Source organism: Cycloclasticus pugetii PS-1 (assembly GCF_000384415.1).
Taxonomy (GTDB): domain Bacteria; phylum Pseudomonadota; class Gammaproteobacteria; order Methylococcales; family Cycloclasticaceae; genus Cycloclasticus; species Cycloclasticus pugetii.
The window spans coordinates 1068629-1089452 of the sequence record NZ_ARVU01000001.1; the positions used below are offsets into that span (position 1 = coordinate 1068629).

Sequence of the window (20824 nt, forward strand, 5' to 3'; positions counted from 1 at the left end):
GACTCAAGATAAAATAAGCTTATGAACTTAGATTACTTAGATTTTGAACAACCGATTGTTGAACTTGAAGAAAAGCTTGAAGAGCTTCGTCGAGTTGGATCGGATAATGAAATTGATATCCAAAAAGAGATCGATAGGCTGCAAGAAAAAAGCCTGTCTTTAACGGAGTCGACGTTTGCAAAATTATCTGATTGGCAAATATCAAAACTCTCGCGTCATCCTAAACGCCCATACTCTTTAGATTATATTGATGGTGTTGTTGATAACTTCATCGAATTACACGGTGATCGCCATTATGCTGATGATGCGGCTATTGTTGGTGGATTGGCAAAACTAGATGGGATGCCTGTTATGGTGATTGGGCACCAGAAAGGACGAGATACAAAGGAAAAACTTAAACGTAATTTCGGTATGCCAAGACCTGAAGGCTACCGGAAAGCGCTACGTTTAATGCATATGGCAGAACGTTTTAATTTACCAATTATTACGTTTATTGATACACCCGGTGCCTACCCCGGCGTTGGTGCTGAAGAACGTGGGCAAAGTGAAGCGATTGCAAGAAATCTTTTTGAAATGTCTAAACTTAAAACACCTGTTATCAGTATTGTAATTGGCGAAGGTGGTTCTGGCGGTGCGTTAGCATTGGGCGTATGTGATAAGTTGTTTTTATTAAAATATAGTACGTACTCGGTAATATCTCCCGAAGGCTGTGCATCGATACTATGGAAAAGCTCAGAAAAGGCATCTCAAGCTGCTGAAGCGATGGCAATCACCTCAACGAAGTTATTAGCAAATGGCTTGATCGATGGTGTGATTGAAGAGCCGTTAGGGGGTGCGCATAAAGATTTAGCGTTAATGAAAAAAAGAATCAAAGAGGTTTTACTCAAAGAGGTCGCTGAGCTCAATAGTAAACCCATAGAAACTCTTTTAGCTGAGCGTTACGATCGTTTAATGAGTTATGGAAAATTCACAGAATCCTAATTCTATTTAGCTTCTTTATCACCTTAAACAACGCTAAACTTTATCAATTAAGGTGCTACATTGGATGACCTTGTTAACACTGTTAAGCAGCACCTCGATTCAATAGAGGGTGTTACAAAGGTCGTTGTTGCTTATAGTGGTGGTGTGGACTCACATGTTTTGCTGCATGCCTGTTCAATATTAAGGCAGCAGTTAAAATCACTATTTTTTTCGGCTGTGTATATTGATCATGGTTTACACGATGATTCTGTGCATTGGTCTGAGCATTGTAAAAAAATAACGGCTGAGCTTGGTTTTCCTTTTCATTCTATACAGGTGAATGCGCAGGACAAGCACGGTGATGGCCCAGAACAAGCGGCGAGAGTGGCAAGGTATGCTGCATTATCAACGTTTATAGATAAACACAGTGTTTTATTAACCGCCCAGCATGAGGATGATCAAGCTGAAACGCTAATGCTTCAATTACTTAGAGGTGCGGGTGTGGATGGTTTGGCTAGCATGCCCTCGTTTAATCAATTTAATGCAGGTTTTATTTCAAGACCCTTATTAAGGGTGAGCAAACAACACATTTTGCACTATGCAAAAAACAAAGGTTTGAAATGGGTTGAGGACTCAAGCAACTATGATGTGTCCTATGACCGCAATTTTCTACGCCAAGAAGTCATCCCTTTAATACAAAGCCGATGGCCTGCTTTTTCAAAAACCACTGCACGATCTGCTTCCCACTGTGCCGAAGCGTCTAAAGTCCTTGCTGAACTAAGTAAGGAGCTGTTGAGTGATTCGGTAGGACATGAGTTAAGTATACAGTTACTTGCAGGCAATAAAGAAGAAACACAGCGTTTAATGATTCGGGAGTGGCTTAAAACACAGGGTGTACGTCTACCGTCTAAGAAAATCTTGCAACAAATACAGTCGATGCTAAAAATTGATAGTAATAAACCAACGCTGATTGCTTGGGCAGATCATCAAGTAAGACTGTTTGATAACCGTCTTTTTTACACACCAAAAACTGAACAGTTAATATTGCATAAAGTTAAATGGTGTGGAGAAGTCTTAACCTTGCCTAATTTGCTAGGGATACTCACAAGAACGACGGCTGTTGGAGAAGGGATAGATAAGGCATTATGGGACTCATCAACTACCTCGGTTTGTTATAGGCTAGGTGGTGAACGGATTAAATTAGCAAAAAGATCTGGCAGCAAGGCATTAAAAAAACTTCTTAATGAGGAAAAGATTTTTCCGTGGGTTAGAGATTCAATACCGTTGATTTATTTGGATGATCATTTAGTAGCAGTGGCTAATTTATGGTTGGATGAAAGGTTTTTAGCTAAAGAGGGCGAGCAAGGTTATGTTGTTGAATGGGATCATCCTGACTGGCGAATTAAATAAGCGTTAAGTTTTACTTAATTATATCTTGCGAGTGCTTTCTTATTATTTGATTCGCGTATAATACTTGGCATTCAATTTTTCACTTCATAGGTTTGTATGGCTAAGTTTATTTTTATTACGGGTGGTGTTGTGTCTTCTTTAGGGAAAGGCATATGTGCATCCTCATTAGCAACTATTCTTGAAGCTCGTGGTTTGAAAATAACCATGACAAAGCTCGATCCTTATATCAATGTCGACCCTGGCACAATGAGCCCATTTCAACATGGTGAAGTGTATGTAACAGATGATGGCGCTGAAACAGACCTAGATTTAGGTCATTATGAGCGATTTAGTAACAGCATTATGTCTAAGGCTAATAACTTTACGACAGGCCAAATTTATGAAACGGTTATTAAAAAAGAAAGACGTGGCGACTACTTAGGGGGAACAGTTCAGGTTATTCCTCATATTACTGATCAAATTAAAAAGAATATTATAGACAGTGCAGAAGGCGTTGATGTCGCGCTGATTGAGATTGGTGGAACGGTTGGTGATATTGAATCATTACCCTTTTTAGAAGCTATCCGTCAAATGCGAGTCGAGCTGGGTGATGATCGCTGCCTGTTCATGCACTTAACACTGGTGCCCTATATTGCTTCCGCAAAAGAAATTAAAACAAAACCAACACAGCACTCTGTTAAAGAGTTAAGGACTATTGGGATTCAACCCGATGTGTTGATTTGTCGATCAGAACGCCCAATCCCATCCTCTGAGAGAAAAAAGATTGCACTGTTTACCAATGTTGAAGAAAAAGCGGTTATCACGGCGTTAGACGCAGACAGTATTTACCGCATCCCAATGATGTTGCATGAGCAAGGCCTGGATCAAATTGTCGCTAAAAAATTACATTTAGATACGGTTCCTGCTGATCTATCAGATTGGCAAGCTGTTGTTGATGGGTTATTTGCACCGACCGACACCGTGAAAATAGCGTTAGTGGGTAAGTATATTGATCATGCTGATGCATATAAATCTTTAACGGAATCGTTGATTCATGCTGGTATACATACAAAAACACAGGTGGAAGTGGTTAAGGTTGACTCCGAAGATATTGAAAATCAGGGTACCTCTGCATTAGATAACGTGGATGCTATTCTTGTACCTGGCGGTTTTGGTGAAAGAGGTGTTGACGGTAAAATTGCAACCATCCGTTATGCGCGTGAAAACGATGTGCCGTATTTAGGTATTTGTCTTGGAATGCAATCGGCTGTTATTGAGTATGCACGCAATAAAATAGGCCTTGAAGGGGCAAATAGTACAGAATTTATGCCCGATTCACCTTTCCCTGTTATCGGTTTAATTACCGAATGGTTAACCGAGGAAGGGCAAATTGAGACACGTGATGCAAGCTCAGACCTGGGGGGGACGATGCGTTTAGGTAGTCAAAAATGTCAATTAACTCCTGGCTCATTAGCTCATAAGGTTTATGGCAAAGATGTTATTACTGAACGACACAGGCATCGGTATGAGTTTAATAACACCTTTATAGAGCAGTTTGAATCAGCAGGGCTTAAAATTTCTGGTAAATCAATGGATGGCCGCTTAGTTGAGATTGTTGAAGTGCCAGGGCATAGATGGTTTTTGGCTTGTCAATTTCACCCAGAGTTCACCTCAAAACCAAGAACAGGACATCCATTATTTAGTAGTTTTGTTGCCGCAGCCATTGAGTATTCAGGATCAACCGACAGAGTAAAAAAATCATGAAATTATGCGGGTTTAATGTAGGTATTGATCAGCCGTTCTTTTTAATAGCAGGGACCTGTGTTGTAGAAAGTGAGCAAATGACGATTGATACAGCCGGTCAATTAAAAGAAATAACTGATGAGTTGGGTATTCCTTTTATATATAAATCATCGTTTGATAAGGCTAATCGCTCATCTATTGATGGTTTTAGAGGTCCTGGCATTGAAGAAGGCTTACGTGTTTTGCAGTTGGTAAAAGACCAATTAAATCTCCCTGTTATTACCGATGTGCATGAAGACACGCCGATGGATGAAGTGGCCTCTGTTGTTGATGTGTTACAAACGCCTGCTTTTTTATGTCGTCAAACTAATTACATTACTAAAGTGGCGGCAACAGGCTTGCCGGTTAACATTAAAAAAGGCCAGTTTTTAGCGCCTTGGGATATGAAGCACGTAGTTGATAAAGCACGTTCGACCGGTAATCAAAATATCATGGTGTGTGAAAGAGGGGCATCTTTTGGCTATAATAATTTAGTCTCTGATATGCGTTCATTAGCCGTAATGCGCGAAACAAGTGCACCAGTGGTTTTTGATGCAACTCACTCGGTTCAACTACCCGGGGGGCAGGGAAGTTCTTCTGGCGGGCAACGTGAATTTGTGCCGACATTAGCGAGAGCCGCAATGGCAGCTGGCGTGTCCGGCGTATTTATGGAAACACACCCTGATCCGGATAAAGCGTTAAGTGATGGTCCTAATTCGGTGCCATTAGAAAAAATGAAAGCATTACTCAGCATTATGAAAACAATCGATGACGCGGTTAAACAAGCCGGGTTTATTGAAAACGAATTTTAAGATAATTTATTTGAGGAAGTTATGGCAGAAATAGTTGATATTAAAGCGCGTGAGATTCTTGATTCACGCGGTAATCCAACCTTGCAAGCGGATGTGACGTTAGCCTCTGGCATTATTGGCAGTGCAATGGTGCCCTCAGGTGCGTCAACCGGGGAACGTGAAGCGATCGAATTACGTGATGGCGATAAAAGTCGTTATGGTGGTAAAGGCGTACTGAAAGCTATCGGCCATGTAAATGGCGAGTTAAAAGATGCTTTATTGGGCATGGATGCAAGCAATCAGGCAGCGATTGATAAGACAATGATTGAGCTTGATGGAACTGAAAACAAGGCTCGGTTAGGTGCAAATGCAACACTTGGTATTTCGTTAGCTACAGCACATGCTGCAGCAAATGAAGGTGGTTTGCCACTGTTTCGTTATTTAGGTAACAGCGAGTTTACGTTACCAGTACCGATGATGAATATCATCAATGGCGGTTCACATGCTGATAACAGTGTTGATCTGCAAGAATTTATGATTTTACCTGTCGGCGCACCTAACTTTAGTGAAGCGATGCGTTACGGCACGGAAGTTTTTCATGCCTTAAAATCGGTTTTACTAAAAAAAGGCTTAAGTACGTCGGTAGGTGATGAAGGGGGCTTTGCACCTGATTTGTCATCAAATGTTGAGGCAATTGAGGTTATTTTACAAGCCATTGAACAAGTTGGTTTGAAGGTTGGTGATGATATTTCGTTGGGTCTTGATGTGGCAAGTTCTGAGTTTTGTGAAAACGGAGAATACTTCTTAGCGTCGGAAAATAAACGCTTTAACTCTACTGAAATGACCGACTTTTTAGCTGGCTGGGTTAATCAATATCCAATTATTTCTATTGAAGATGGTTTAGATGAAAACGATTGGGACGGTTGGAAATACATGACCGAGCAATTGGGTCATAAAGTTCAATTGGTTGGGGATGATTTATTTGTTACAAATCCTAAAATATTTAAACAAGGTATAGATAAAAATATCGCCAATTCGATTTTGATTAAAGTTAATCAAATTGGCACGTTAACAGAAACATTAGCGGCCATTAAAATGGCGCATGATTCAGGTTATACATCAGTCGTATCTCATCGTTCTGGTGAAACAGAAGATACCACAATCGCTGATTTAGCTGTTGCAACCTGCTCAGGCCAAATTAAAACAGGCTCGCTTTGTCGTTCTGATCGTGTTGCTAAATACAACCGTTTACTGCGGATAGAAGAAGAGTTAGGCGAGCAGGCTGTTTATGCGGGTAGAAAGGCATTTAAATACCTTCGCTAATCTGTGAAAGCGCTTTTGATCATTCTTGTTATTGTCTTCAGTTATTTGCAGTATAAACTATGGATAGCTGAAGGCAGAGTTCAAGACTCATGGTCTTTAGAGCAACGAATAAACACCCTTGAAGCAGAAAACAAAATTCTGAGCGAGCGCAATAACGCCTTACAAGCCGAAGTTTCCAATTTAAAAAGTGGTTTAGAGGTCGTCGAAGAAAAAGCTCGAAATGAATTAGGGTTTGTAGGTAAAGACGAAACGTTCTTTCAGTATATTGAAGCTGGCGATGGTAAATAAACCAGAAAAAGTTTGGTGTGTAGTGGCAGCCGCTGGCATTGGTTCAAGAATGCAATCAGCAGTTCCTAAACAATATTTACCACTTGGTTCATCAACTGTTTTAGATGCAACATTGGAACGACTACTGTTATGCGAAAAGATTGAGCATATTGTTGTTTGTATTCATCAGAATGATAACTACTGGCAACACAGTAAATTGGCACAGAATGACCGTATTAGCATAACGTTTGGTGGAAGTGAACGAGCTGATTCTGTTTTAAATGGTGTGTCTTTAGTCAAAGAGCATGCTGATTTAAATGATTGGGTTCTTGTTCATGATGCCGCACGACCCTGTGTTAGATGTAGTGATATAAACGTGTTAATTAACACTGCATTAAAACAGCAAGTTGGTGCTATTTTGGCGACACCAATACACGATACGGTTAAAAAAGTAGTCAATAAAAAATCCACACAAACGCTCGATAGGTCAATATTATGGAGAGCGCTGACACCACAAATATTTAAACTCGACATGCTAAATAATGCCCTAATCAATGCGATCGAGTCTAATCGTGTAATCACGGATGAGGCCAGCGCTATTGAGCAGATGAATCAAGCTGTACAAATAGTAAAAGGACATGCTGATAATATCAAAATCACTTCGCCATCAGATTTAGATTTGGCTCGTTATTATTTAGAACAACAAGAGAGGCAAGTATGCGCATAGGCCACGGCTATGATGCACATCGGTTTGAAGCAGGGAAACCTCTCGTATTGGGCGGTGTGAAAATTTCTCATGACTATGGCTTATTAGCGCATTCAGATGGTGATGTGCTGTTACATGCGTTGTGTGATGCGCTGTTAGGTTCAATAGGTGAAGGTGATATTGGGCAACATTTCCCTGACAGCAGTGATGATTATGCCAATATCGACAGCCGTGTTTTGTTGCGGCATGTATATGCTTTAGTCCAACAAAAAGGTTTTAAGCTAGGAAATGCTGATTTAACAATTATTGCGCAAGCCCCGAAGTTATCTCCTTATTTAAATAAAATGGCGTTATATATAGCCAAAGATTTAAATTCAGGCGCATCGCAAATAAATATAAAAGCAACCACTACAGAAGGAATGGGCTTCCCCGGAAGAAAAGAAGGTATTGAAGCGCATGCTGTGGTTATTGTCGTTTCTGCGCGTTAAATTAAGATGCTGTTTGAGAAACATATTGATGAGCTGGCTTATGCCCATGGCGGCACAGTTGGGGCTGGCCAACTAAAGCAACAAGCAGAAGATTTTATCGTAAACGAGCGCTTAACATTTACCCCGTCTGGCGAGGGAGAACATGAATTTGTGTATGTGCAAAAAAAAGGGCTCAATACCGATGAGGTGCTAAAAAAACTTGCTGTTCATGCAGGTGTAACCCGGCGTTCAGTCTCTTATGCGGGTATGAAAGATAAACATGCGGTTACCAAACAGTGGTTTAGTGTACATTTGCCAGGCCGAGCAGCACCGGATTGGCAGTTATTAGAAGATGATTCAATTAAAATCAAACGAAGTACTCGTCACCTTAAGAAATTAAAAAGAGGGGTTATTCAGTTTAATGAATTTGAGATTGTTATTTCACAGTTAACAGTTGATCATGCCTTGCTGCAGCAACGTATTGAACAAATAAAAATGTTTGGTGTGCCTAATTACTTTATGCAACAACGTTTTGGTTACTTATGCCAAAATCTAGATCGTGCGTATGGACTGTTTTCTAGAGGCGAGAAAATTAAGAATAAGCAGTTAAAAGGCCTATTGTTATCTTCAGCCAGATCGTTTCTGTTCAACCAAGTGCTGTCTGAGCGAGTGAAGGCTGAAAATTGGGATAAGGCGCTACCCGGTGATGCATTTATGCTCAGTGGAACGCGTCAGTATTTTACAGATGAAGCCAACTCAACAACGACTCATACACGTTTAATGGAACATGATATTCATCCAAGTGGTCCATTATTTGGAGTAAATGATAAAGTGGTTTCTGCTTCAGTTGAGCAGCTGGAAGACACAGTGTTTACGGCTAACAGTGTATTTTGTAAGGGTTTATTGAAGGAAAAAGTTGACTCTGCTAGACGCGCTTTAAGGGTTGTGCCGACAGATTTTAAGGCAGAGTTGATATCCACTGATAAACTTCGATTATCGTTTAAACTCCCTTCCGGCAGTTATGCAACCGCTGTTATTCGTGAGTTAATTAACATAACAAGTCATGTTAACTAGGGTTTATTAATGGATTTTGAACATATCTTAGGCTTAGGGTTATTACAAGGGTTAACAGAGTTCCTGCCGATATCAAGTTCAGCACACTTAATTTTATTGCCCACTCTTTTAGGTTGGAAAGACCAAGGTTTAGCTTTTGATGTTGCTGTGCATGTGGGAACATTAATAGCAGTAGTTAGCTATTTTCAACACGATTTGAGGCAAATTATTAAAGGTTGGTTTGCATCTGTCTTCAAAAAAAATCATACGCAAGACAGTCGTTTAGCTTGGATGATAATCATAGCGACAATTCCGGTTGGTTTGGTTGGTTTATTAGCGGGTCATTTAATTGAAATTTACCTTCGCTCGCCCATAGTTATTGCAATAGCGACGCTCTTTTTTGGCTTGCTTCTTTGGTATTCGGATACTAAGGCACAGCGACATAAAGATGAATATGCAATATCGATTAAGACAGCCATTATTATTGGGTTATATCAGGTGTTGGCACTTATTCCTGGGACATCAAGATCGGGAATTACCATGACTGGAGGCTTGCTGCTAGGGTTGACGCGTGAGGCAGCCGCAAGGTTTTCTTTTTTACTATCCGTCCCATTAATCTTTTTAGCAGGAAGTTTAAAGTCAGTTGAGTTGATGAGTAGCCCAAGCCAAATTGACTGGTTCTCTATTATTATGGGTGTATTTATTTCAGCGTTAAGTGCCTTTGCCTGTATTTCAATTTTCCTAAAGGTGCTAGAAAAAGTAGGGATGCTGCCTTTTGTGATTTACCGTTTAATACTGGGTTGTTTTTTATTGTATTTATATGCAGTTTAGCGTTTTTGTCGTAACAAAACGTATAACGCCCCGGTTCCACCATCTTTAGGCTGGGCAGAGGCAAAAGCTAATACGGCAGAGTCATTTTTTAGTAGATTAACACAAAGGTTTTTTAAAACAGGCGATTGATTGAGTGATCTTGTTCCCTTGCCATGTATAAGCAATAGATAACGCTGCTGAAGCTCAAGCTGTTCTCTAATACACTCTCTAATGTAATGTTGTGCTTGTTGTTTATCTAAACCATGTAAATCAATTGTTTCATTAATTGTTATCGCGCCTCGTTTTAATTTTTTTATCGTTTTAGCTTGGACAGAGCTGTGGGCAAAGAAAACGTATTGCTCTGATGTAATGTCATTTGTGTGATCAACAATATATTCATGATCCGCTTTTAGAGGTGGAAAGCTTTTTTTTATTGGTTTTGGTTTCGACGTATCATCATAGAAATGCCGTTCTGTGTTCGAGAGTATGTTTACCTCTCCAATAAACTCACGGAATAATTGAGAATCATTATCGGAACTTAGGCGTTTTTTTTTATCTTCAGGCATAATATGAGTTTATCAAATTTGAGCGCTAATTTTTTTATAAGTAACGGTATCTAGATAAACTTAATGCATATTTTAGTAAGTAATGATGATGGGTATTTAGCCCCTGGTTTGTCGGCATTGGCGAATAAACTATCTGAAGTAGCTCGTGTTACTGTGGTCGCGCCGGATAGAAACAGAAGCGCGGCGAGTAACTCTTTAACACTGGATATGCCGCTGCGAGTACAGCAAATGGATAATGGTTACTTTAGTGTTGATGGAACCCCCACAGATTGCGTTCATTTAGCGATTACAGGCTTGTTAAAAGAAGACCCCAGTATTGTATTCTCTGGCATTAATAACGGAGAAAATATGGGTGATGATGTTTTGTATTCCGGTACGGTTGCTGCGGCAACTGAAGGGCGCTTTTTAGGCTTACCGTCAATTGCTATTTCAATTACCTCTAGTAAGCCAAGATACTTTGAAACAGCGGCAAATATTGCTGTGCTGTTACTCAATCAATTGATGGTTAAAGAGCTTCCGGCCGATACAATTTTAAATGTTAATGTCCCTGATTTGCCATTAACAGAGATAAAGGGTCTTAAAGCGACAAGGCTTGGTCAACGACATCGTTCAGAGCCGGTAATAGAGGGGCGTGACCCAAGGAATAAAAAAATATACTGGGTAGGGCCGCCTGGCGCGCAGCAAGATGCGGGTGAAGAAACAGATTTTTATGCTGTTGAAAATGGTTATGTTTCGATTACGCCGTTAAAAATTGATTTAACCAACTACCAGCGTTTAAATACATTAAATGATTGGCTTGAAGAGCTCGTTTTATGAAAGACCTAACAGGCATTGGGATGACTTCGCAGCGCACCCGAGACAGGCTTATTGCTCATTTAAAAGAACTAGGTATTAAGGATGAGCGGGTGTTATCGGTAATGAGAAAAGTACCGCGGCACTTGTTTATGGCTGAAGCCTTATCAAGTCGGGCTTATGAGAATACCTCGCTACCAATTGGGCATGGTCAAACCATTTCGCAACCGTATATGGTTGCGCGCATGACTGAACTATTGATTGAAGATGGTTTGCCTGAAAATGTCTTAGAAGTTGGAACTGGTTCGGGCTATCAATCTGCTATTTTGGCCAGTTTAATACCCAGAGTATTTTCAGTTGAAAGAATCAGGCCGTTGCAAGAACAAGCAAAGAGAGTGTTGGCTGATATAGGGGTTAGAAATATAAGTTTCAAACATTCAGATGGCGGTTGGGGGTGGAAGGCATGTGGGCCTTATCAGGCTATTTTGGCGGCCGCCGCACCTGCTGAGATTCCTATGAAGTTATTAGAGCAACTAACCATTGGTGCTAGGCTGATTATTCCCGTTGGTAAAGAAGGGCAACAAGTTTTACAGCGAGTGACCAGAACAGAATCGGCTTATGAAGTTGAAACGATTGAAGAAGTTAGTTTCGTACCTTTTTTAAAAGGGCGTGCCTAGGAGGCGTTAGATTGTTTAAACGTTTATATCAGCAGGTTTTATTTTGGGCGGAGCACCCAAAAGCTAACAGGTACCTTTTTACTTTAAGCTTCGCAGAATCTTCATTTTTCCCCATTCCCCCAGATGTTATGTTGGCACCAATGTGTTTAGCAAAACCGTCGAAAAGTTTTTATTTTGCAATGATAACCACTATTGGTTCAGTTATTGGCGGAGTATTTGGTTATTTAATTGGAATGTTTTCGTTTGAGTTGATAGAACCGATTATTGAAATGTTTCACTACCGTGAGAAATTGGAACATGTAAACGCGTGGTTTATAGATTGGGGCTTTTGGGCAATTTTAATAGCTGGCTTCTCACCGATTCCCTATAAGTTGTTTACGATTGCTGCAGGCTTGCTCGGTATGATGTTTATCCCCTTTGTCCTTGCCTCTCTAGTCGGTCGTGGGGCACGGTTCTTTTTAGTGGCTTTCCTGGTGTCGTTAGGTGGTAATAGTTTGAAAAACAAACTCAATGACTACATAGAGGTAACTGGTTGGATCGTGACAGCGATGATTGTTATGGGGTTGTTAATCTCTAGATTTTATTAACGTGTTTAGCTTAAAAGCCATTAAAGATACTGTTACTTTAATAAGTGTTTTGCTCGTAATCTGCACGCTCATATCTTGTGGTGGCTCTAGTGTTCATGCGCCAGTCTATAATAATCATTTACCTACGAAATCAACTTCATCTAAAGTACATATCGTTCGTGCTGGCGATACCTTGTATTCAATTGCTTGGCAAAATGGTAAAGATTACCGAACATTAGCTCAATGGAATAATATCTCATGGCCTTATACAATTTATAAAGGTCAGAAATTGACCTTAATTGGCAGCAATTTAAAAACAAATGATAAGAATAAATCATTAAAACCAGCCACAAAAACACTTAAAAAACAAAAGATAACGAAGAGTACTTCAAATAATTATCAAAAAAGGTTAAAGTTAAATTGGCAGTGGCCGATAAACGTTGCAAGCTTTGAGAAAGGCCTTGTTAAATCTGGTCTGGTGTTATTTGGAAAAACCGGTGAGCAGGTTAAAGCAAGTGAAAGTGGTAAGGTTGTGTATGCGGGCAGTGGTTTAAAGGGCTATGGTAACCTCATAATAGTAAAGCATAATGAAGAGTACCTAACGGCCTATGGTTATAACAAACGTGTGTTAGTCAGTGAAGGCAGCGTTGTTAAAAAAGGTGAGGTTATAGCAGAAATAGGTGTCGACAATAAAAACCGTCGGGTTCTTTTTTTCGAAATGAGGCGTCACGGTAAGGCAGTTTCGATACTAGAGTATATGCCAGTATTAAGAAAGTAAATGCAAGGAAATGCTAACTAATAAATCATCTGATAAAAAATCAGACTGAGAGAATACTATGGACGATAATAAAAAATCAAAAACAACTACTAACGACCCAACCCAGCTTTACCTAAATCAATTAAGTGAGTCCTGCTTGTTAACTGCTGAAGAAGAGGTTTTCTTTGGTCGTCTTGTGCAAAAAGGTGATCACCCAGCAAGACAGCGAATGATTGAAAGTAATTTACGGTTAGTGGTTAAAATATCACGACGTTATATGAACCGTGGTCTTCCTATGCTGGACCTAATAGAAGAAGGAAACTTAGGATTGATTCGTGCGGTTGAAAAATTTGACCCCGAAAAAGGGTTTAGATTTTCAACCTATGCAACATGGTGGATTAGACAAACAATTGAAAGAGCGATTATGAATCAAACCAGAACGATTCGTTTGCCAATTCATATCATCAAAGAGATGAATATTTATCTCAAAAAAGCCCGTGAACTCAGTCAACAACTCGATCGTGAAGCCAGTGCTGAAGAAGTGGCTGAAGTAACCGGTAAGCCTGTAGAGGTCATTGAAAAATTGTTTCGTATGCACGCTGATAATGTTTCATCACTGGATGTGTCTCTTTCCCAAGACTCTGACCAACAAGTCTTAGATACGGTTGTTGATCAAGATGCTAAAGAACCTACTGATATTTTACAGTCTGAAGAAGTCCGAGAGAACCTGACAGTTTGGCTCGAACTGTTGAACGATAAGCAAAGAGAGGTGATCTCTCGTCGTTTTGGTGTTCGTGGCTACCATGCATCTACTTTAGAGCAAGTAGCTAATGAAATGGGGGTAACTCGAGAGCGTGTTAGGCAGATACAAATGAATGCACTTAAATCATTGCGCTCGATCCTTGAAAATGAAGGAATGTCAGCATCTGTTCTACTACATTAGTGATGCAGGGCCTAGATTAGGTCCTTTGTATTACATTAATGTTGACAGTTAAAATGCAGATGAGTACTGTATCGCGCTCATCTCGTCTTACATAATGGCCCTGATACAATATGCATGATTTCGCTAGAATACAACGTCTCCCACCGTATGTTTTTAATATTGTTAATGATTTAAAGGCACAAGCGCGTGCAGCAGGCGAAGATATCATCGATTTTGGTATGGGTAACCCTGATCAGCCAACTCCTCAACATATCGTTGATAAAATGACCGAAGCCGCTCAACGTGGTGATACTCATCGATATTCCGTTTCACGAGGTATCCCTCGTTTAAGAAAAGCTATTTGTGGCTGGTATAAAACAAAATATGACGTAGACCTAGATTTTGACTCAGAAGCCATTGTTACCATTGGTTCTAAAGAAGGTTTGGCGCATTTAGCAATGGCGACTCTTGGTCCCGGTGATGCCGTACTGGTTCCCAACCCAGCTTATCCAATACACCCTTATGGTTTTGTTATAGCGGGGGCTGATATTCGACATGTTCCAATTAGCCCTGAAGTAGACTTTTTTAGTGAACTTGAAAAAGCAATAAAAACGTCGTATCCAAAACCCAAAATGTTGGTATTAAACTTTCCGGGTAACCCAACAACGCAGTGTGTTGATTTAGAGTTTTTTGAGAAAGTAGTAAAAATGGCTAAAGAGCATGACATTTGGGTCGTGCATGATAATGCCTATGCAGAAATTGTATTCGACGGTTATAAGGCGCCGTCTATTCTTGAGGTTCCAGGTGCTAAAGATATTGCTGTTGAGTTTTATTCGTTGTCAAAAACGTACAATATGCCTGGTTGGCGAGTGGGCTTTATGTGTGGAAACAAAGAATTGGTGGGCGCATTAGCACGTATAAAGTCTTATTTGGATTATGGGATGTTTACACCTATTCAAGTAGCGGCAATTGCTGCACTAGAAGGTCCGCAAGATTGTGTTGATGAGATACGTACCTTATACAGAGAGAGAAGGGATGTATTGTGTGACGGGCTTAATGCAATTGGTTGGGCGGTTGAAAAACCTAAAGCAACCATGTTTGTATGGGCAAAAATCCCTGAACAATATCGCTCTCTTGGTTCTTTAGAATTCTCTAAAAAGTTGCTAAAAGATGCAAAGGTGGCGGTATCTCCGGGTATTGGTTTTGGTGATTTTGGTGATGAATATGTGCGCTTCGGGTTAATTGAAAATACTCACCGAACACGTCAAGCTGTTCGGGGTATTAAACAAATGTTTCGAAACGATAATCTGGCATAACTGCTTTTTCGTCCGAGGTTAAATCCTGTATAATCGCGCCCTTAATTGAACGAAGGGGAATCGCTTGAAAGTTGTAAAGGTTGGGCTATTAGGTCTAGGTACGGTAGGCGGCGGTACAGTTAATGTTTTAACTAAAAATGCTCAAGAGATATCACGTCGCAGTGGTTGTGAAATTGTTGTTAGTTCAGCAAGTGCACGGGATATAACGCGCCCACGAATTTGTAATACCGATACGCTGCACCTAACGACAGATTCGCAAGAGATTATCAACGACCCTGATGTTCAGATAGTGGTCGAGCTTATGGGTGGTATAGAACCAGCGAAGTCTTTAATTCTTGAGGCTTTATCTAAAGGTAAGCACGTAGTCACAGCAAATAAGGCGCTTATTGCGAACCATGGTAATGAGTTGTTTGTTGCTGCTGCTGAAAACAAAGTAACGCTGGCTTATGAAGCTGCTATTGCTGGTGGTATTCCAATTGTAAAAGCGATGCGTGAGGGGCTCAGCGCAAATAGCATAGAGTGGCTAGCCGGAATTATTAACGGAACGGGTAACTTTATACTGACCGAAATGTTTGAAAAAGGCAGTGTGTTTTCAGATGTATTGAAAGAAGCGCAAGAGCTAGGCTATGCTGAAGCAGACCCAGAATATGATGTTGAAGGCATCGATGCCGCACATAAACTGTGTATTTTGGCCTCATTAGCTTTTGGTATGCCGCTTAATTTCGAGCGAGTCTATACAGAAGGTATTTCAACAGTCACCCCATTAGATATTGCCTATGCTGATGAGCTGGGCTACCGTGTTAAACATTTAGGTGTTGCGAGAAAAACAAAGATGGGTGTGGAAATGCGTGTTCACCCAACGTTAATTCCAGAAAAAAGGCTTATTGCCAATGTGGATGGTGTGATGAATGCCGTTGTAGTGAAAGGCAATGCAGTTGGACCAACATTATATTACGGAGCAGGGGCCGGTGCAGAGGCAACAGCGTCAGCTGTTATCGCAGATATTATCGATATTTGTCGAGACTTAGATACGCCTACAGTAAATGCTGTGCCTGCATTAGGTTTTGCAACCTCAGCGCTGGAAGAATTACCGATTCTTCCGATTGAAAGTATTACAACCGCATTTTATTTGCGTTTGTCTGTCGAAGATAAACCCGGTGTTATGGCAGCAATTACGAAAATCTTAGCAGACCATGGTATTAGCATCGAAGCAGTTCAGCAAAAAGAGCCAGAGCAACATGGTGATAAGGCTCAAGTAATTTTACTGACAGATAGCGTTGTTGAAAAATCACTGATCAACGCGTTAACAGAAATTGAATCACTTGATTCAATCAATCAACCAGCGGTTCGTATTCGCGTCGAATCGTTACAATAGGAATGACTATGCCAACAGGAAATCGTTATATCGGTCTAATCGACAAATTTAAAACTGTGTTGCCAGTGTCTGACAGCACTCGCTTGATTAGTTTAGGTGAAGGGAATACGCCGCTTATTCAATTGCAGAATATTCCCGCGTTGATTGGTAAAAATGTCGATATTTATGTTAAGTATGAAGGCTTGAACCCAACAGGTTCTTTTAAAGACCGTGGCATGACGATGGCGGTAACAAAAGCAGTCGAAGAGGGTAGTAAGGCTATTATTTGTGCATCTACAGGCAATACCTCGGCATCAGCTGCGGCCTATGCTGCTCGTGCAGGTATTAAAGCTTTTGTATTAATTCCTGAAGGAAAAATTGCGTTAGGTAAATTGGCACAAGCAATGATTCACGGCGCAGAAATAATACAAATTAAAGGTAACTTTGATCATGGGATGCAATTGGTTAAAGAGGTTGCAGAGCACGCGCCTGTAACCATTGTTAACTCTATTAACCCTTATCGTTTGCAAGGCCAAAAAACAGCCTCCTACGAAATTGTTGAGGCCTTAGGTAAAGCGCCAGATTATCATTGTTTACCCGTCGGTAACGCTGGAAACATTACAGCTCACTGGATTGGGTATAGTGAAATGGCACAACCAGCCGGTGAGCACGTAACCGATTCATGTGCATTTTGTGAGGGTGATTGCGAATATGATCGTACACAATATGTAACCGCTAAGCGCCCTGTGATGGTGGGCTATCAAGCAGCTGGCGCAGCTCCTTTCTTAAAAGGTGAAATGATTGATGAACCAGAAACAGTAGCAACAGCAATTCGTATTGGGCGACCACAATCTTGGGATCAAGCGTGGGCGGCACAAAAGGAATCAGGTGGTTGGTTTGACTTGCTGACTGATGAAGAAATTCTTGCAACACAAAAGTTACTCACTGAAAAAGAAGGGATTTTCTGTGAACCCGCGTCTGCTGCTTCTGTTGGTGGTGCTATTCGTGATATAAAAAACGGCAAAATCCCTGAGGGCAGTACGGTTGTTTGTACATTAACTGGACATGGGCTGAAAGACCCCGATACGGCCATTGCGCAGTGTGCGGTAAATCCTAACGCCATTGAGGCGTCATTGGATGCTGTTAAAGCGGCTATTTTAGACAAGTTATAATGCCGTAATGGCGGGCGAAACCGAACTAGCAAGCTCATCTATTGTTATAAAACATCGTGAATCAACTGACCATGATTCAGACGCTTTGCCAGATTTACATCCTGTTTTACGGCAAGTGTACTTAAATCGTGGGGTTACCCATGAGCAACAACTTGACCGTACATTAAAGAACTTACCGAATTATCAACGCCTTTCAGGTATTGATAAAGCTGTCAGCCTTATTAAGACGGCAATTAAAACAGATCAAAAAATACTCATTGTGGCTGATTTTGATGCGGATGGTGCCACTTCGTGTGCGGTAGCTATTAGAGGTTTACGGATGTTGGGTGCAACTAATTTAGACTTTGTTGTACCCGACCGCTTTAAATTTGGTTATGGGCTAACGCCTGAAATTGTTGATGTTGCACTAGAGTTAAAGCCAGATTTATTAATCACGGTAGACAACGGTATTTCTAGTGTGGAAGGGGTTGCGCATGCTATCAAGAAAGGCTGCCAAGTCATTGTTACTGATCATCATTTACCACCTAAAACACTACCAAATGCAGATGCTATCGTTAATCCACAGCTACAGGGTGATGAGTTTCCTAGTAAATCCTTAGCGGGTGTTGGCGTCATCTTTTATGTTTTATTGGCACTGAGAGCCGCCTTAAAAATTGAAGGTGTGTTTGATAAGCAACCAGTGCCTAATCTTGCAAACCTACTCGATATTGTAGCGCTTGGTACGGTGGCAGATGTGGTACCCCTAGATGAACTTAACCGTAAATTGGTCTATCAAGGCTTGCTTAGGATACAAGCAAAAAAATGCGTTCCAGGGATTATTGCCTTACTTAATATTGCTAAGCGTGAACCAGAGCGTGTTGTTTCTAGTGATTTAGGTTTTGCTATTGGTCCACGGTTAAATGCCGCCGGGCGACTTGATGATATGTCTCTCGGTATTCAATGCTTGCTCACCGATAGTGAACAACAGGCACGCGATATGGCTGAGCAATTGGACATGTTGAATATAGAGCGTCGTTCAATTGAAGAGGATATGAAGCAAGATGCATACAAGATTTTGGCTTCGTTAAAACCAAGTCAGCATCAACATGATCAATGGGGTGTTTGTTTGTTCGATGAATACTGGCATCAAGGTGTGATAGGTATACTGGCATCGCGAATTAAAGAAAAACTTAATCGACCAGTGATTGCTTTCGCAAAGGGTGATGGTGAAGATGTAAAAGGCTCAGCACGTTCGATCCCCGGGTTACACATAAGAGATACGCTAGACGATGTGGCTAGTTTACACCCTGGGTTATTAAAAAAATTCGGTGGTCATGCAATGGCGGCAGGGTTGACGATTGCTGAAAATAATTTAAGCCTATTTATCGAGGCGTTTAATGTAGCCGTTAAAAAACGTCTTAATAATGAATTGCCTGATGATGTGTTATTAGTAGACGGAGAGGTGCCTGATAACGATATTAATTTAACATTTGCTGAAACACTTCGACAAGCTGGACCTTGGGGTCAAAACTTTCCGGAACCGGTTTTTGTTGGTCGTTTTAAGGTAAAGCAAGCGCGAATTTTGTCACAAAAACACGTGAAGTTATCTTTTGAGACGTTAAGTAACAACAGAGTGATAGACGCGATTTATTTTAATGTAGATAATCCAGACAGTATTATTGGTTTAAATGAGGTGGTTGTTGCTTATCAATTAGATGTTAACACCTATATGGGGCGCTCAAGGGTGCAATTATTAGTTAGGCATCTAGAAGAAGTGAAGCAATTTTAAATGCGTTTAGCAGTAGAGAAGAAAATGATTAACGGCCTTTGTTTAGCTCCTAATTATTTGAATCATATTTAGATCTTTTGCTAATGATGTATCACAAATTCGGAGGATCAGATGGTTGAACAATATTCAAAGTTAGAAATTGACAGGGAGCTTGCCCTCTTAAATCAGCTTACATCTGTTCATTGGATCTTGAAGAGTGGAAAGCTGGCTAAGACATTTACCTTCTCAAATTTTATCGAGGCGTTTGGCTTTATGACAAAGGTGGCTCTTTATGCTGAGAAACTAGGTCATCATCCGGAGTGGTTTAATGTTTATAAAACAGTTAATGTGAATTTGATAACACATGAAGTAGGCGGGCTATCAAAAAAAGATTTTGAGTTAGCCAAAACTATGGAAATACTCAGTCATTAAATGATGAAAGCTATTTTTAAACATTTCTTCGTCATAGTAGTTATTAATTTACTAATAGCTTGTGCTGGTGCACCGAAAAACCCTCATTTAATAGATGGGATTAACCCTGAAACTCGACAGCGTGTTGAGGCATGGAAAACGCTGATAGAGCAAGGGGCTAAAAAGCCAGATATTGATAAATTGAATGCAGTTAATGATTTTGTTAACAAAGTTGAGTTTATTGATGATATTTATCATTGGGGAAAGCAAGACTATTGGGCAACACCGTTACAAACTCTGGTGACTAAGGCCGGTGATTGTGAAGATCTATCAATTGCAAAGTATTTTACTTTAACAGCGATGGGCGTCGAAGAAGAGAAACTTCGTCTAACCTATGTGAAAGCCTTAGATATTAATAGGGCGCACATGGTTGTAAGTTATTTTAACAAGCCAAATGCTGAACCGTTAGTGCTGGATAATTTAAACCCAAAAATACTTCCGGCATCTCAGCGTAATGATTTACTACCGGTGTATAGTTTTAATGCAAATGGTCTATGGCTTACAAAACGTAATGCAACGGCACGCTATGCAGGGAGCAGTGATCGAGTGGGGCTGTGGCAAGAATTGCTTCAAAGTATGAACGTCGAGGCTTCAAATGAACCTGCCATGATTTGTTTGTATCAGTATTATGATTTGCCAGACGAAAAAGCAAAAACATTTTGCCCATAAAGAGTTAATAATAATTATGATTGACGTTGAAATTCCAAAGGAACCAGTAGAGTTGTATAAAGTGTTGAAGTTTGAAAATCTGGTTGCCAGTGGTGGCGAGGCAAAATTGGTCATCAGTGAAGGGTTGGTCTTGTTAAATGGTGAGATAGAAACAAGGAAACGTAAAAAAATTGTTTCAGGCGATGTTGTGGAGTTTGCCGGTGAAACGTTGCGTATTAAATTAGGGTCAGCAACGTAAGGTTTATCATTTGGCACGTTTAGTTTTAG

At 40.5% G+C, this 20824-nt stretch carries 23 protein-coding genes; 22 read left to right on the forward strand and 1 reads right to left on the reverse strand.

The window, feature by feature from the left end; translation table 11 throughout:
• Positions 1-21: 21 nt before the first annotated feature.
• From accA to CYCPU_RS0105185, 10 genes are all read left to right on the forward strand, one after another.
• On the forward strand, positions 22-981 hold the full coding sequence (gene accA / locus CYCPU_RS0105140) for an acetyl-CoA carboxylase carboxyl transferase subunit alpha (RefSeq protein ID WP_015005836.1): 960 nt from the start codon (positions 22-24) through the stop codon (positions 979-981).
• Between the two features lie 60 nt (positions 982-1041).
• Entirely contained in the window at positions 1042-2370 is a 1329-nt protein-coding gene (gene tilS, locus CYCPU_RS0105145) for a tRNA lysidine(34) synthetase TilS (protein WP_020162115.1), read from the forward strand.
• 96 nt (positions 2371-2466) lie between these two features.
• Positions 2467-4113 (forward strand): CTP synthase, encoded by a 1647-nt coding sequence (locus tag CYCPU_RS0105150; RefSeq protein ID WP_015005838.1) that lies wholly within the window; start codon positions 2467-2469, stop codon positions 4111-4113.
• The gene (gene kdsA, locus CYCPU_RS0105155; RefSeq protein WP_015005839.1) at positions 4110-4943 is read left to right on the forward strand and encodes a 3-deoxy-8-phosphooctulonate synthase; all 834 of its coding nucleotides are present in this window, start codon (positions 4110-4112) and stop codon (positions 4941-4943) included. The genes CYCPU_RS0105150 and kdsA overlap by 4 nt, the downstream gene beginning before the upstream one ends.
• A gap of 21 nt (positions 4944-4964) precedes the next feature.
• Complete coding sequence (gene eno / locus CYCPU_RS0105160; protein WP_020162116.1) at positions 4965-6245, forward strand: phosphopyruvate hydratase; 1281 nt, start codon at positions 4965-4967, stop codon at positions 6243-6245.
• A 3-nt stretch (positions 6246-6248) separates the two neighbouring features.
• The gene (locus CYCPU_RS0105165; RefSeq protein ID WP_016390758.1) at positions 6249-6533 is read left to right on the forward strand and encodes an FtsB family cell division protein; all 285 of its coding nucleotides are present in this window, start codon (positions 6249-6251) and stop codon (positions 6531-6533) included.
• On the forward strand, positions 6523-7239 hold the full coding sequence (gene ispD / locus CYCPU_RS0105170; RefSeq protein WP_020162117.1) for a 2-C-methyl-D-erythritol 4-phosphate cytidylyltransferase: 717 nt from the start codon (positions 6523-6525) through the stop codon (positions 7237-7239). Before CYCPU_RS0105165 ends, ispD begins: the two co-directional genes overlap by 11 nt.
• Complete coding sequence (gene ispF / locus CYCPU_RS0105175; RefSeq protein WP_016390756.1) at positions 7230-7706, forward strand: 2-C-methyl-D-erythritol 2,4-cyclodiphosphate synthase; 477 nt, start codon at positions 7230-7232, stop codon at positions 7704-7706. Before ispD ends, ispF begins: the two co-directional genes overlap by 10 nt.
• A gap of 6 nt (positions 7707-7712) precedes the next feature.
• Entirely contained in the window at positions 7713-8759 is a 1047-nt protein-coding gene (gene truD / locus CYCPU_RS0105180) for a tRNA pseudouridine(13) synthase TruD (RefSeq protein ID WP_020162118.1), read from the forward strand.
• Positions 8760-8768: 9 nt separating this feature from the next.
• The gene (locus tag CYCPU_RS0105185) at positions 8769-9569 is read left to right on the forward strand and encodes an undecaprenyl-diphosphate phosphatase (RefSeq protein WP_015005845.1); all 801 of its coding nucleotides are present in this window, start codon (positions 8769-8771) and stop codon (positions 9567-9569) included.
• On the opposite strand, the gene CYCPU_RS0105190 is transcribed toward CYCPU_RS0105185, so the two are convergent.
• Positions 9566-10114 carry a Smr/MutS family protein gene (locus CYCPU_RS0105190; protein WP_016390754.1) on the reverse strand — a complete coding sequence of 183 codons (549 nt, stop codon included), beginning with the start codon at positions 10112-10114 and terminating at the stop codon, positions 9566-9568. The genes CYCPU_RS0105185 and CYCPU_RS0105190 overlap by 4 nt on opposite strands.
• A gap of 63 nt (positions 10115-10177) precedes the next feature.
• Here CYCPU_RS0105190 and surE point away from each other — a divergent pair, with 63 nt between their 5' ends.
• The 12 genes from surE (at position 10178) to CYCPU_RS0105250 (ending at position 20795) form a co-directional block, all read left to right on the forward strand.
• The gene (gene surE, locus CYCPU_RS0105195) at positions 10178-10930 is read left to right on the forward strand and encodes a 5'/3'-nucleotidase SurE (protein WP_015005847.1); all 753 of its coding nucleotides are present in this window, start codon (positions 10178-10180) and stop codon (positions 10928-10930) included.
• Entirely contained in the window at positions 10927-11583 is a 657-nt protein-coding gene (locus tag CYCPU_RS0105200) for a protein-L-isoaspartate(D-aspartate) O-methyltransferase (protein WP_020162119.1), read from the forward strand. Before surE ends, CYCPU_RS0105200 begins: the two co-directional genes overlap by 4 nt.
• A gap of 11 nt (positions 11584-11594) precedes the next feature.
• Positions 11595-12170 carry a YqaA family protein gene (locus CYCPU_RS0105205; protein WP_020162120.1) on the forward strand — a complete coding sequence of 192 codons (576 nt, stop codon included), beginning with the start codon at positions 11595-11597 and terminating at the stop codon, positions 12168-12170.
• Position 12171: 1 nt separating this feature from the next.
• Positions 12172-12927 carry a peptidoglycan DD-metalloendopeptidase family protein gene (locus tag CYCPU_RS0105210; protein ID WP_015005850.1) on the forward strand — a complete coding sequence of 252 codons (756 nt, stop codon included), beginning with the start codon at positions 12172-12174 and terminating at the stop codon, positions 12925-12927.
• Between the two features lie 58 nt (positions 12928-12985).
• Complete coding sequence (gene rpoS / locus CYCPU_RS11695) at positions 12986-13849, forward strand: RNA polymerase sigma factor RpoS (RefSeq protein ID WP_015005851.1); 864 nt, start codon at positions 12986-12988, stop codon at positions 13847-13849.
• A gap of 110 nt (positions 13850-13959) precedes the next feature.
• Positions 13960-15144, forward strand: coding sequence for an alanine transaminase (alaC, locus tag CYCPU_RS0105220; protein WP_015005852.1), 1185 nt, complete (start codon positions 13960-13962; stop codon positions 15142-15144).
• 64 nt (positions 15145-15208) lie between these two features.
• On the forward strand, positions 15209-16519 hold the full coding sequence (locus tag CYCPU_RS0105225) for a homoserine dehydrogenase (RefSeq protein WP_015005853.1): 1311 nt from the start codon (positions 15209-15211) through the stop codon (positions 16517-16519).
• Positions 16520-16527: 8 nt separating this feature from the next.
• Positions 16528-17670: a threonine synthase gene (thrC, locus tag CYCPU_RS0105230; RefSeq protein ID WP_015005854.1), complete on the forward strand. Its 1143-nt coding sequence runs from the start codon at positions 16528-16530 to the stop codon at positions 17668-17670.
• Positions 17671-17677: 7 nt separating this feature from the next.
• On the forward strand, positions 17678-19438 hold the full coding sequence (gene recJ, locus CYCPU_RS0105235; RefSeq protein WP_015005855.1) for a single-stranded-DNA-specific exonuclease RecJ: 1761 nt from the start codon (positions 17678-17680) through the stop codon (positions 19436-19438).
• 111 nt (positions 19439-19549) lie between these two features.
• Positions 19550-19849, forward strand: coding sequence for a 4a-hydroxytetrahydrobiopterin dehydratase (locus CYCPU_RS0105240; protein ID WP_015005856.1), 300 nt, complete (start codon positions 19550-19552; stop codon positions 19847-19849).
• Positions 19850-20557 (forward strand): transglutaminase-like cysteine peptidase, encoded by a 708-nt coding sequence (locus CYCPU_RS0105245; RefSeq protein WP_015005857.1) that lies wholly within the window; start codon positions 19850-19852, stop codon positions 20555-20557.
• A 16-nt stretch (positions 20558-20573) separates the two neighbouring features.
• Positions 20574-20795, forward strand: coding sequence for an RNA-binding S4 domain-containing protein (locus CYCPU_RS0105250; RefSeq protein ID WP_015005858.1), 222 nt, complete (start codon positions 20574-20576; stop codon positions 20793-20795).
• The last annotated feature ends 29 nt before the right edge of the window (positions 20796-20824 follow it).

What these genes read in the sequence shown, in the direction of transcription:
- accA (WP_015005836.1), top strand. Translation starts at nt 22, where the DNA reads ATGAACTTAGATTACTTAGATTTTGAACAACCGATTGTTGAACTTGAA.
- CYCPU_RS0105150 (WP_015005838.1), top strand. Translation starts at nt 2,467, where the DNA reads ATGGCTAAGTTTATTTTTATTACGGGTGGTGTTGTGTCTTCTTTAGGG.
- kdsA (WP_015005839.1), top strand. Translation starts at nt 4,110, where the DNA reads ATGAAATTATGCGGGTTTAATGTAGGTATTGATCAGCCGTTCTTTTTA.
- eno (WP_020162116.1), top strand. Translation starts at nt 4,965, where the DNA reads ATGGCAGAAATAGTTGATATTAAAGCGCGTGAGATTCTTGATTCACGC.
- ispD (WP_020162117.1), top strand. Translation starts at nt 6,523, where the DNA reads ATGGTAAATAAACCAGAAAAAGTTTGGTGTGTAGTGGCAGCCGCTGGC.
- ispF (WP_016390756.1), top strand. Translation starts at nt 7,230, where the DNA reads ATGCGCATAGGCCACGGCTATGATGCACATCGGTTTGAAGCAGGGAAA.
- truD (WP_020162118.1), top strand. Translation starts at nt 7,713, where the DNA reads ATGCTGTTTGAGAAACATATTGATGAGCTGGCTTATGCCCATGGCGGC.
- CYCPU_RS0105185 (WP_015005845.1), top strand. Translation starts at nt 8,769, where the DNA reads ATGGATTTTGAACATATCTTAGGCTTAGGGTTATTACAAGGGTTAACA.
- CYCPU_RS0105190 (WP_016390754.1), bottom strand. Translation starts at nt 10,114, where the DNA reads ATGCCTGAAGATAAAAAAAAACGCCTAAGTTCCGATAATGATTCTCAA.
- surE (WP_015005847.1), top strand. Translation starts at nt 10,178, where the DNA reads ATGCATATTTTAGTAAGTAATGATGATGGGTATTTAGCCCCTGGTTTG.
- CYCPU_RS0105200 (WP_020162119.1), top strand. Translation starts at nt 10,927, where the DNA reads ATGAAAGACCTAACAGGCATTGGGATGACTTCGCAGCGCACCCGAGAC.
- rpoS (WP_015005851.1), top strand. Translation starts at nt 12,986, where the DNA reads ATGGACGATAATAAAAAATCAAAAACAACTACTAACGACCCAACCCAG.
- alaC (WP_015005852.1), top strand. Translation starts at nt 13,960, where the DNA reads ATGCATGATTTCGCTAGAATACAACGTCTCCCACCGTATGTTTTTAAT.
- thrC (WP_015005854.1), top strand. Translation starts at nt 16,528, where the DNA reads ATGCCAACAGGAAATCGTTATATCGGTCTAATCGACAAATTTAAAACT.
- recJ (WP_015005855.1), top strand. Translation starts at nt 17,678, where the DNA reads ATGGCGGGCGAAACCGAACTAGCAAGCTCATCTATTGTTATAAAACAT.
- CYCPU_RS0105240 (WP_015005856.1), top strand. Translation starts at nt 19,550, where the DNA reads ATGGTTGAACAATATTCAAAGTTAGAAATTGACAGGGAGCTTGCCCTC.
- CYCPU_RS0105245 (WP_015005857.1), top strand. Translation starts at nt 19,850, where the DNA reads ATGATGAAAGCTATTTTTAAACATTTCTTCGTCATAGTAGTTATTAAT.
- CYCPU_RS0105250 (WP_015005858.1), top strand. Translation starts at nt 20,574, where the DNA reads ATGATTGACGTTGAAATTCCAAAGGAACCAGTAGAGTTGTATAAAGTG.